At 35.8% G+C, this 12293-nt stretch carries 9 protein-coding genes; 7 read left to right on the top strand and 2 right to left on the bottom strand.

Annotation, left to right across the window (positions count from 1 at the left end; genetic code table 11):
- The first annotated feature begins 2 nt into the window (after positions 1-2).
- The 7 genes from U9K52_RS01100 to U9K52_RS01070 all read left to right on the top strand — a co-directional run bounded on the left by U9K52_RS01100 (position 3) and on the right by U9K52_RS01070 (position 10400).
- On the top strand, positions 3-2210 hold the full coding sequence (locus U9K52_RS01100) for a peptidase domain-containing ABC transporter (protein WP_263603786.1): 2208 nt from the start codon (positions 3-5) through the stop codon (positions 2208-2210).
- Positions 2200-2790 (top strand): HlyD family efflux transporter periplasmic adaptor subunit, encoded by a 591-nt coding sequence (locus U9K52_RS01095; protein WP_322924590.1) that lies wholly within the window; start codon positions 2200-2202, stop codon positions 2788-2790. Before U9K52_RS01100 ends, U9K52_RS01095 begins: the two co-directional genes overlap by 11 nt.
- 201 nt (positions 2791-2991) lie before the next feature.
- Positions 2992-5001, top strand: a complete 2010-nt coding sequence (locus tag U9K52_RS01090) for a TolC family protein (protein ID WP_322924588.1) — start codon at positions 2992-2994, stop codon at positions 4999-5001.
- 3 nt (positions 5002-5004) lie between these two features.
- On the top strand, positions 5005-6045 hold the full coding sequence (locus U9K52_RS01085; protein ID WP_248391886.1) for an HlyD family secretion protein: 1041 nt from the start codon (positions 5005-5007) through the stop codon (positions 6043-6045).
- Positions 6046-6048: 3 nt separating this feature from the next.
- Positions 6049-7002 carry a hypothetical protein gene (locus tag U9K52_RS01080; protein ID WP_248391879.1) on the top strand — a complete coding sequence of 318 codons (954 nt, stop codon included), beginning with the start codon at positions 6049-6051 and terminating at the stop codon, positions 7000-7002.
- A 10-nt stretch (positions 7003-7012) separates the two neighbouring features.
- Positions 7013-8320: a glycosyltransferase family 2 protein gene (locus tag U9K52_RS01075; RefSeq protein WP_263603789.1), complete on the top strand. Its 1308-nt coding sequence runs from the start codon at positions 7013-7015 to the stop codon at positions 8318-8320.
- Positions 8321-8372: 52 nt separating this feature from the next.
- Positions 8373-10400 carry a hypothetical protein gene (locus tag U9K52_RS01070; RefSeq protein ID WP_322924582.1) on the top strand — a complete coding sequence of 676 codons (2028 nt, stop codon included), beginning with the start codon at positions 8373-8375 and terminating at the stop codon, positions 10398-10400.
- A 143-nt stretch (positions 10401-10543) separates the two neighbouring features.
- Here U9K52_RS01070 and U9K52_RS01065 read toward each other — a convergent pair whose 3' ends face one another.
- Together U9K52_RS01065 and U9K52_RS01060 are read right to left on the bottom strand one after the other, a co-directional pair.
- Positions 10544-11107, bottom strand: coding sequence for a GNAT family N-acetyltransferase (locus U9K52_RS01065; protein ID WP_263603791.1), 564 nt, complete (start codon positions 11105-11107; stop codon positions 10544-10546).
- Between the two features lie 558 nt (positions 11108-11665).
- A complete protein-coding gene (locus U9K52_RS01060; protein ID WP_322924579.1) occupies positions 11666-12157 on the bottom strand; it encodes a hypothetical protein in 492 nt (163 codons plus the stop codon).
- Positions 12158-12293 lie beyond the last annotated feature (136 nt).

The following is a 12293-nucleotide window of genomic DNA, read 5'->3' as shown; positions in this document are numbered from 1 at the left end:
GAATGCTAAATACTGCCTTTCCCTTCTACAGACAGCCGGACGCCAAAGACTGTGGCCCCACCTGCCTGCGGATCATAGCCAAATACTTTGGAAAAACTCTTTCTATAGCACAAATACGAAACCTTTCAGAAACAACTCGGGAAGGAAGCAGCCTCAAGGGTCTGGATGAAGCTGCAAAGAGTATTGGGTTCAGTACGATGGCGGTAAAAATCAACTGCAATATGCTTGTGGATGATCCTCCTCTACCCTGTATTCTTCACTGGAACAAAAATCACTTTGTAGTTTTATACAAAATTGAAAAAAAAAATGAAACTTATTATTTCCACATCTCTGATCCGGGATTTGGTATCATTCAATACCATCAGGAAGAATTTATTAAACAATGGATTGGTGAAAGTGCAAACGAAAATACAACCGAGGGAGTCGCTTTATTTTTAGAAACCACACCTGAATTTTCAGAAAGCCAGTTTGATAAAAAGGAAAACATGGCTAGCCTCCGATTTTTAGCCCATTACTTATACGAATACAAGTCGCTGGTAGGGCAATTAGCTATTGGGCTTCTCGCAGGAAGTTTACTTTCTCTTATTTTTCCGTTTCTTACCCAGAGTATCGTAGATGTAGGAATACAAAATCGGGATCTAAACTTCATATATGTTGTCCTGCTTGCCCAGATCATGCTTTTTTTAGGCAAAATGGGAATAGAGATTGTCCGAAGCTGGATACTGCTTCATCTTTCAACTAAAATCAATATTTCTATAATTTCCGACTTCTTTATTAAATTAATGAGACTACCCATCAGCTTCTTTGATACAAGAATGACGGGTGATATTATGCAGAGAATCGGTGACCATCATAGAATTGAACAGCTTTTAACCGTTTCTTCTCTTAACACTCTATTTTCGCTAATTAATCTTTTAATTTTCAGCATCGTTCTCCTTTATTACGATTACAGGATTTTTATAGTATATCTCATAGGAGCAATTTTGTATATTATCTGGATTACCTTTTTCCTTAATAAAAGAAAGATACTGGATTATAAAACGTTTTCCCAGAGTTCGCGCGAACAGAGCAAAGTAATTGAACTGATTAATGGAATGCAGGAAATAAAAATGCACAATGCCGAAGAGAAAAAGCGCTGGGATTGGGAGCGTTTGCAGGCACAACTTTTTGAACTAAGAATAGAATCGCTATCAGTAGAACAATGGCAATCTGTCGGAGGAAATTTCATTAATCAAATGAAAGATATTTTTGTGACTTTCTTATCTGCGAAATTGGTAATGGATGGAAGCCTTACGCTAGGAATGATGCTCTCGGTACAATATATTATCGGGCAGCTGAATAGCCCGCTATTACAACTCATTGATTTTATTAAACAAAGTCAGGATGCCAAAATTTCACTGGAACGATTGGGCGAAATCCATGAAAAAGAAGACGAAGAAGATATAAAACAACAATATACAACCGAGATTCCCAATATGGATATTGAAATTAAAGACATCTCTTTTCGATATACGGGCTCGAAGCAATATGTGTTTGAAAACTTAAACCTGGTGATTCCCTATCAAAAAACAACGGCAATTGTTGGAACCAGTGGAAGCGGCAAAACTACCCTTCTCAAACTTATCATGAAATTTTATGAACCAAACACCGGAGAAATTAAAATCAACGACACCAATCTTAAAAATATTTCACCAAGGTTCTGGAGAGATCACTGCGGTGTGGTTATGCAGGATGGGTATGTATTTAATGATACGATTGCAGAAAACATTGCCGTGGGAGAAAATGAAATAGACCAACAGAAATTGCAAAAAGCGGTAGACATAGCCAATATAAAAGATTTTATTGAAGAATTACCCCTCAACTACAATACCCCGATAGGAAATGAAGGAATAGGAATAAGCGGCGGACAGCGACAAAGACTTTTCATTGCACGAGCCGTTTACAAATCTCCCGAATATATTTTCTTTGATGAAGCCACTTCCGCTTTAGATGCCAATAATGAAAAGATTATTATGCAAAATCTTGAGCAATTTTTTGAAGGAAAAACAGCAATCATAATTGCACACCGCCTTTCTACGGTAAAGAATGCTGATAAAATTATAGTTCTGGATAAAGGCAAAGTAGTAGAAGAAGGCAGCCATGCTGAATTAGTAGCTGTACGAGGTGAATATTTTAGACTTGTAAAAAATCAATTGGAACTTGGAAACTAGAAAAAAAATAATAAACAATTTAAGACTACGCTCAGAAAGTGTACAGAAAATACTTACTACACCTCCTCACTGGACGATCCGTTGGGGAAATACTGTTTTTCTCATTCTTTTATTGCTCGTTTTAATGACCTGTTACCTCATCAAATACCCGGAATCCGTAAAGGGCCCTATTAAAATTACCGTACAAGATCAGACTGAAATATTACACACCAACAATGCAAAAACCGGAAAAGATTTAATTAAAAATAATCAGCAAATTTCCGTTTCATCAGAAAAAAGAGAAAATTTAATCGGCAGAATTGCTGTTCCATCATCTGAAATTTATAAAATAAAACAAGGTCAAAAAGTTATCATCCGGTTAAAAAATAACCATTACAATAAATATGAAGTCACAGAAGGAACAGTCAACAAAATAATTTCAGATTCTAATAAAAATTATTATGCTGAGGTAGTTTTTTCTGAAAAATTGAATGGGTTAAACAACAAAAATTATAACCTAAAGAACGAATTACAGGGCGAGGCTGAAATTGTAATAAATAATTTAAGGCTGATCAATAAATTTTTCCATAAAATCAAATGATCAATAAAATTCTTGAAACCAAAGAAGTTCTGAACGCATAATAAAAATTTGTAACAAAAAAATGATCTTATACCAACTGATCACAGATTTAATCTATTATGCCGATTATTAAAAAATATTTAACAAAACATCTTTATTAAAATAAATTGAATAAAAATAATTAAATTTGCAAAAAATTTATTTCATTATATGCGAAAATTCTTGCAAATTCTACTACTAACGAATTTCTTCATTTTTTTTAATGCTCAAAACAAATCAACATTAAGTATAAATTCAAAATCCCTAAGCGTTCTTGCAGAAGAGTACAAAGAGATTTACACCACTGCCAAAGAAATCATGACAAATCTTCTGGCAGAAAATAAAACTGCTGAAACAAATCATGTTGATTTCTCAGTATCAGATATTTCTCTGAATAAAACTGAACCTGCAATTGATTCCAAAAACATAAAATTTAAAAATACGCCACATCTGAATTGGGTTTCGGATATGAGCTATAACTTCAGTCCGGGATTTGGTGATGATGATAATATTTTTTACCGCGCAAGAGTATCTTCGGGTCTGGACTGGCTTGCCTTAGGAGAAGGAAGCCTTAAAAACCAGAAAATGCAGAACGCTCTCAATGAGAAAATGAGAAATATGAATGTTTTAGAAAAACAGAAATATAAAAAAGAACTCAATCATAAAGAGAATCTGGACCAGGTAAGAGCTGCCTTCGATGCAAAAAAAATAAAACTTTTATCTGATTATGAAAAACTTCTGAAAATTCAAAACGATTTTACTGCTAAACAAAATAAAATCGGATTAAAAAATGATGCAGAAGCTGCACAGTCGAAATACAGGCTGGATAAAATTTCCATAGAAAGAAAATCACTTGAAAGCCTTTCAAAAACTTCTGATAATCAAAATTTTAACAACGAAATTATCAATTCAGAAATTCCGGACCTGATACCGGTTGAAAATATTAATTTCAGTGCTCTGGTAAAAGACAAGGAAGTCGCTCTAAAAATGGAGAAAGAAATCCTGGACATGAAACGCAAAAGAGACAAGCAGCCTGATCTCAGATTTAAATTGCGCTACAATTATTATTCTGCATTATCAAGAGACCGGAATTTTGCCAGTGTTGGTGCTACTATCAATCTGCCAGTAAGCAGAAGTAAAAATGATCTTGAAAGTGAAAATGAGATGAAGCTGAAAGAAAATTCTATCCAGGATCTGCAGCTGCTGTATCGCAACAGGCTCAGTGAAATATACAGAGATTATTATCTTGCAAAATCTGAAATAGAAGTCCTGGAAAGTGAGGTACAATACCTTGAAGCAGAACTTAAAGTGAATTCCACCAACGAAAAAAGCAATACTTTCAGTCCTGCAGCATATCTTGCTACCGCAGAAAAACTATTAAATAATCAAATACAGATTTGTGATAAAAAATCAGACCTGTATGAAAAATACCTTGATTACAGAATGCTATCAGGAACAGATGATACAGCCGAAAACCTGCAGAAACTTACCAATAGCGATAACGCGGGAAATGAAACCTATATCTGGAGCAGCTTTTTTACAAACTATTCCAATGCCTACATTATCAACCTGATGAATCACTGGCACATCAACAGGGTTTTCCTGTCGATTGGCAAAGTGACAGACCTGGTAAAAGTTTCAGATTTCATGGCGCTGGCTGCACAAAACAACATCCAGGTTTACCGCCTTATCGGTGAAAATTCTTATGCTAAAACAGATGATGGTTTTAATGATCTCCAGATCGCTTTGCAGGATGCGAAAAACATGGGATTTGCCGGGGTACATCTCGATATTGAACCTCACACTTTTGATGATTATAAAACCAATGTAGACCTTTATGCACAAAGGCTTATTAACCTTTTTACCAGCTCAAAGACCTGGTGTACACAGAACAATATGGATTTGGGAGTAAGCGTTCCGATGCAGCTCCCGGCAGAAGTAGCCACTGCTTTGTATAACAACAGCATTATGACCTATATTATGGCTTATGATGTTCTTACTCTTGATAAAAAATTAAATAAAACTGCGGTAATAAGAAATATTCTGGGTCCTGACCTGTATGTCTGGGTATTCCGGATTAATGATTTCCAGGTATTCAGTGATCTTCTGGATGCAGAAACGTATGTACAGGCAGCAGGCGTTACAAAAATAGGATATTACGATCTATCACAAATGAATAATTTTAAGCCATAATTAATGGAAATCAATTTTAATGACGATAAAATAACAGAAGAATCTTACGAAAAACCTGTAAAAAAAAGAAGATGGGACCGTTGGATTTACTTTGGCATTTTATTGTTAATCGTTTTTTCTGTACTCAAATGGATCATTTCTTCATGGATATTTGATTATGCAGACGGATTTCTCAAGCAGCAGCAATTTGATGTGAAATTTACCAGCGATATACGAATCCTTAACTATACGGTAAAGGAAGGCTCTGCGGTAAAAAAAGGGGATACCTTGTTCAGCTATGAATTTTATGATACCAATCTTCGTAAAAACAGCATTCAGGATTCCCTGAAAAATCTCGTAGCCAATACGTCTTTTGATAATAATATTGCATCAATCAACGCCCAGATCTCAAAAAAGAAAAGCCTTGCAGCCGACCTGAGAAAAAGAGTGGCTTTCTGGCAAAGCGAGAAAAAAAGGAAAGAAAAACTGGTATATATTAACCAGATTACGCCAAACGAACTTGCCAACGTAGACCGGTCTATTGACGATCTTACCTATGAGCTCGCTTCGGTAAATGCCGATATTGTAGCACTGAATGATGAAATTGCAAAGATGTTCCAGATTAATAACCAGAGAAACAATCTGGCAAGAGAAGAAAACAGAACGTCCACTATTAACAATTATTATATCTCACCGGTAAATGGTAATACCGACCGTTTCAGAATTTCAGACGGGCAGGTTGCCTATAAATCAGACATTATTACATCAATTGTCCACAAAAGACAGTTTGTACAGGCATATATTGATATAAGCGATCTGGATGAATTTAAAGAAGGCGACCGGGTAGCCATAAAACTGCCTTACGGATTTAACAAAACGCTTACGGGACAGGTAAAGAAAATTTACTCTATTTCAGAGATTAAAGACAATACTCTTCTTAATAAAACCTTGAATGACAATAAATACGGCGTTGTAATTGATATTGTACCGATAGACGGAAAATCCTGGGAAGAAGTAAAGGTCAGTAATATTCCGGTAAAAGTAAGAAAACTAAAATTTACATAATCTATGCCTGACAAAATACTGAACCTCGAAAATGGGATCAGCGCACAATTGCTGGATGACTGTATTGACAGAAATGAAATTCCAGATGCAGACAATGCAGACATCTGGATTATTAACAACGATAAAGCCCGGAATGTAAGGAAATTCCTAGTTTCACTGATCAGACATCCGGATCCGAAAGTTTTTCTAAAGCCTGTTTTCCTGCAGAAAGACTTAAAAAAAGTTTACAAAGAATATAAAAATTATAATCTTAAACAGCTTTGTGACGGTTATATCAAAGAACTGGATATACAAAACAAAATACCCTATATACGATTTATTTTAAATTTCGTTAAAAATCTTAATCCTTCAATTTCTTTTTCTGAAGATGATTTACTGAAAAGAACATTGATGTATTATTATTCAAGAAATAAAGACATTGAATTTTACGAAAGCTCAGGCTCCCTCAGCGGATATTCTTACCCAAGAATAGAAGCATATTATGATGGTACTACCGAATCCTATGCAAACGGCAGGGCTCTTCTGAACAGTGCTTACAAAAATGACTTTCTTCGAAGGAATTATGTTGATACTTCGCATATCTGTAAAAAATGCTATTCCGGCTTTCTGAATTATAGGGAGGAATGTCCTAAATGCAAGCAGCACAACCTTCAGGTAAGGGTGCTGATCCATCACTTCAGATGCGCTTATGTAGCAACAGAACAGAGCTTCTGGCAGGGAGAAAAAATGATATGCCCGAAATGCAGTATGGAACTTAAAAATCTCGGTGTTGATTATGATAAACCGGGAAAAGTATTCTACTGCCTGAACGACCTATGTAAACACGAATTTCAAAAACCTCTCATAGGCGTACATTGCATCAATTGCAAAACAGAACAGACCCCTTCTGAACTGAATCTGGAGAAGATCTACAATTACGAGCTTACTCAAAAAGCCATCAGCGAAATGCTCAATTAACGAATTATCAGTGGAAAGTTTCTGGGAAATTATTTTTTCTAATATAAGGTATTCAAACTGGTCTACTATCCTGAACTGGGGCTGGTATGTTTTCATCATAGATATTCCAAGGTTTCTTATCCTGGAGGTCATCGTGCTTTTTGTTACCTTCAGAAATCGTTTTTTAAGTAAAGACAGATGGGAACGAGCACATACAAGAATGATGAGGGAATATCCTTTGGTTACGGTTCTTGTTCCCGGCCATAATGAAGGAAGACATCTTCATAAAATGGTGGTTTCCATGCAGAAGCAGACGTATAAGAATATTGAAATTATCGTTGTTGATGATGGCTCTACGGATAATACCGGAATTATCGGAAGATCTTTTGAGAAAAAAGGGTTCATCACAAAATTCCTCCGGTCCGAAATTCGGGGCGGAAAAGCTTCGGCTGCCAATCTCGGACTGAAATATTCTAAAGGGAAGTTCATCGTACATATTGATGCAGACTCCTCCCTTGACACTGATGCTATCGAAAAATCCCTCCTCCCCTTTTATGTTTACAAAAATGTTGGCGGTGTCGGCGGAAACCTTATGGTGAGAAACGATGAAGATTCCCTTACCTCTACCATGCAATATCTGGAATATCAGCAGTCGATCAGTATCTCAAGAATTGTTCTTTCCAGCTTAGGAATTTACAAGATTATTTCAGGAGCATTTGGTGTTTTCCCTAGAAAAGTACTGGAAAGAGTTGGTGGCTGGGATGTAGGTCCGGGTCTGGATGGTGATCTTACGGTGAAGATCAGGAAAATAGGCTATAATATTCATTTTGAGCAGAATGCAATATGCAATACCCATGTTCCGGTAGCATGGAGCAAACTTGCCAGACAGAGGTTGCGCTGGTCTCGCTCGCTGGTGCGGTTCAGGTTACGAAAACACTATGATATATGGATTCCTAACAAGAATTTCAGATGGTCTAACTTTTTCGCTTTTTTTGAAAATGTTTTTTTTGGATTAGTACTGGATATCACCTGGATGATTTATATGCTAAGAATAATAATTGAAAATCCTGAATTCTTACTTTTTTGGCTGCCTCTTAAATATTTAGTATATTTGCTGCTCTATTTTATGCAGTTTATCGTTTGCCTGGTAATAGTGAAAAATAAAAAGAAATATTTATCAAAGATCATTTACGTTCCGCTTTATCCTTTATATATGGGATACTTCATGCGCATCGTAAGAACCATTGCCTATTTCGACGAACTTTTCTTCTACGATTCTTACAAAGATCCGTGGAACCCCCAGAAAACTTCAAAAAAAGCACGTGAATTCGGTGCGTAAATTACTTAACGATTCAAAAAAACCTTATAAAACAAAACAACTTCCCCTTACAATGACTAAAAAACTAAGCGTAGTAATAGGATTTTCCCTTCTTGTTGCTACAACCGGATGTTCTTCGGAAGATAATCTTCTTCCCGAAAATAACGAAACTTCCAACTCAATTACCAATGGAGATATTACCCTTCGATATGGAGGAGGCGATCTTGCCAAAAGTATTGAACTAAAAAACTCAGCGGTTGATTTCATTAGATTCGACCAAAACGGACAGAAAAATTCTGTTTCCCACAAAACCGTAACCTACACCCCTAATCTTTCCGGTGCTATTGCTGCTGTAGGAAACAACTGGTATAACATTAACAACGGAGAAACCTATTATATTCCGGAAGGTACTACCTTTACAGGAGGATTCAATTTCAACTCTGCAGGAAAGATCATCGTTTTGGGTGAACTGGGCGGATCCAACTGGATCAACGTTCCGAACGGAGGTAAAGTAGAAGTAGGAAATAACGGTAAAATTTCAAGTTCCGTAAATTTCCACCTGAATTCCGGGGGTATGCTAAACAACTATGGATTTGTAACCTATACTACAGGATCTGTTGACGGAATCATCAACAATTACAACAATTTAAACTTCAATAATTCTGAAAGCCTTAACGGAAGTTCCACGGTAAACAACTACTGCAGAATGGTCTTTAATGCACAGAACAACTATCTGAACGCAAATCTTAACAATGAAGGTTATTTAACTTTTGAAAAAGGATTTCATATAAACGGTTCGGGGATACTGAATCTTAAGCCGCAGTCCTTTACGGAGGTTACCGGCGGAAGCGTTTCTGTGGACGGAAAAGTAAGCAATGCCGGAAACAGCTTTGCAAGAATGGATTTTTCAAATATGTCTTTCGGAAATCTTAACGCTTCTCCTGCTTTCACAGGACTTATTGATATGAACTTTGTGAATACTTCGTATTCTGTTCTTCAAAACAATAACAAAATCAACAACCAGGTTACTTTAAATTCAAACACGTATATTGCAGCAGGAGAATGTACACCTCAAAAAGGTATTGCACCTTGTTCAGACAGTCAGCTTCAGTTTACGGTAGTAGCCAATGTGGTAAGTCCTTCCATCAACAACACTACACTTAGTGCAACAGGCGTTACGGTAAACAACGGTTTTGCTTACGTATCTTATCATACCAATGATGCGCTTTCCGGAAGCAATACGCAGGGAGCTATCAGAATTCTTAATGTGACGGATTACAGCGCTCCGTCTCTTGTAAGCGAAGCATTATTCAACAACATCGAATTTAACAATGTTGATGTGGCGAACAATAAATTATACGCTGTAGGTGGAGATAAAAACGGTTCTAGACTGGTTACGGCGCCACTTTACAATAATGTGTTCAATACTCAGGATCTTTCTTCATTCGTGAATTATAAACTTCCGAGTTCTACCGCAAAAAATTCTTATTTCTACAATAATTATCTTTATGCTTCTACAGGGACAACCGGCGGAGGTTTCTTCAAGCTGGATCCTAACAACGGATATTCCGTGGCCGAACAGTTCAACTTTGCAGGAGAGAGAGCCAAGTATGTTGCGCACAACAATACATACCAGGTATTTTTAGCAACCCAGGCCAATGGTGCATCTTTAAGAATTGCCAATAATGACGGTTCAAATGTGAAGGTTTACAATTATGCCACACTTGCTCAATCTGTAACAGACGGTAAAAATGTTATTGTTCTTGATGATGAATATGTATACCTTGCTTTAAGCGATAAAGGGGTTGCTAAAATCAGACTAAACGACGGACAGCTGATGAGTACTTTTGTTCCGAGAAACTTTAAGGTTAATAATCAGAATGTCTTCAGCCAGACCGGACTTACCAATGCCGTTGCCGTAAGCAACTGCTACCTTTACCTGGCAAACGGTACAGACGGAGTCATTGTTTTGAATAAAACAAACTTTAAAGTAGTTGGTTATTATAAACTAAACGGTTCTGCCAATTATATTTATATCAATAACAACCTGGCATTTGTTGCCACAGGACAGTCTGGTCTTAATATTTTGAAAATAAATTAATTGCTACATTAATTAATATCCTGAATTAAAAGATTTAGGTTAAAACACAAAGGAGACTGTTTCAAAACAGTCTCCTTTATTATTGTCTACGGATTAAAGATTCTTGAAATGAGGGCCGTTAATGATCTGGATTCTTCCCTATTTTAAAACTGTTTGATATAAAAAAAGAACTCAAACCCGAAGTATTTCGTGGCATATCTGGAAAATCCCTGCTTTTCATAGAAAGGAATATTGACTAATGTAGAAGTTTCCAGGCACATGGCTTCTTTTGAAGCTTTATAATATTCTATCAGCTCCTGTAAAAACGAGGTTCCTATTCCGTTGCCCTGTAATTTCGGGATTACCCCCAAAAACCACAAATGAATATAATCTACATTTTGAGGAAGGGTTTGCTCAGTAATGTCCTCTTTCTTCAGAACTTTCTTAATTCTTGATAGTCCTACCACTTTAAAGATCAATTGAAGATCAAGCAAAACCGATTGTATGCCAGGCTTTTTTTTCTTCGGATCCAGTAAAATGGCACAGACCGTTCTATCATCATTCATCCAGACATCACCAAAGAGAAACCCTTTTGCAATTGAATATTCAAAAAGTCCGGGAAGTGATTTTTTGTTCTTTACAGCAAAATTTGCAGATTTGTTATCTTCAAAAGATGCGGTCAGCAGTGCTACCAGTTTAGGAATATCTTCCTTTTTTGCCCTTATCATTGTTTTAAAAAAAATAATTACACGCGTTATATATTAATCACCCATTCAATTATTTACATAAGTAAATAATTGAATATTTCACTTTTCACGCATCAAAATTATTTAAAAAAAAAGAGGTATCCCATTTTTATTCATTAAGGTTTATTAACAAAAACTCAACTTTACAAACATTTAAAATTAATAAAACCATCCGGCTGCTATTTCTTGCACAAGTGTATTTTGGGAATATACTTTATGGATACATTATTAATGAGTATCAGCGAAAATATCCCGAATTTTTATAAGAAAAAAAAGAGGCTGTCCATAAAGTTGGATGGTCTCTTTATTAAACTTTTTTTTCAGTTTTAATCATCATTTTACACCGTAGTGCCTGAAATAATCATTTAATTTGTTCCTAAGGAGCATAAAAAATGATCTCTTCATCTTTGGTGGCGAAAAAAAACGCTCCTCAAACTTTTTGGACAGCGTGCAAGTAAGTCATGCATACAATATAATTTCTGAAGATTGATAAGAGAATTTAGGATTGATAATAATTTATAAATTAGAATTAATTTTCACTCAACAATTTTTTACTGTTGATTTCCTCTGTCTTATAAACTGGAAAATAGAGCCTGCAATAAAAAGAATGAAAAGAAAAAGAAGTGTTTGCGCGATTACCGGATCTTTAATGTCTTTAGCAAGCGGATGGCCAAGCGGAACTCTTGTAAATGTCTCATTAACTGTGGGTACAAGAGAAAGAAAAAAGCTGAATGACAGCAAAAAGGTTTCAAAATACCTCGCTTTGCTGCTTTCTTTTCTTTTCGAATATAAAAAATAAGCAACAGCAATAAGAAGAATAATAAATAATGAAAAAACATGCCCCGCATTAAAACCTCCGTGTTTTGATATACCCAATGCCGTAACTGAAGTCACAAGTGTTGTATAAAAATATACTTTCCCAGAACCCGCAGCAAGATTGATTTTGCCATATTTAACAAATCCTGTTACTGCTGCTACAATTGCCGAAATACCAATGATGGTATGAAAAATTCCTAAACCTGATAAATTCATTTTTGTTTTATTTAAAATTTGTTTTCAACTAAAAATTGTCAGGCTTGTAAGAGAAAATTTTTTCCCTGAAACTGACAAGGCAAAGTTGCAACAGATAGACAAAAATGTTTTTGCGATTTGGTTCAGATGTTTGCGA

Source organism: Chryseobacterium sp. MHB01 (genome assembly GCF_034651565.1).
GTDB lineage: Bacteria > Bacteroidota > Bacteroidia > Flavobacteriales > Weeksellaceae > Chryseobacterium > Chryseobacterium nepalense.
This window is presented reverse-complemented; position numbering and strand designations above follow the sequence as displayed.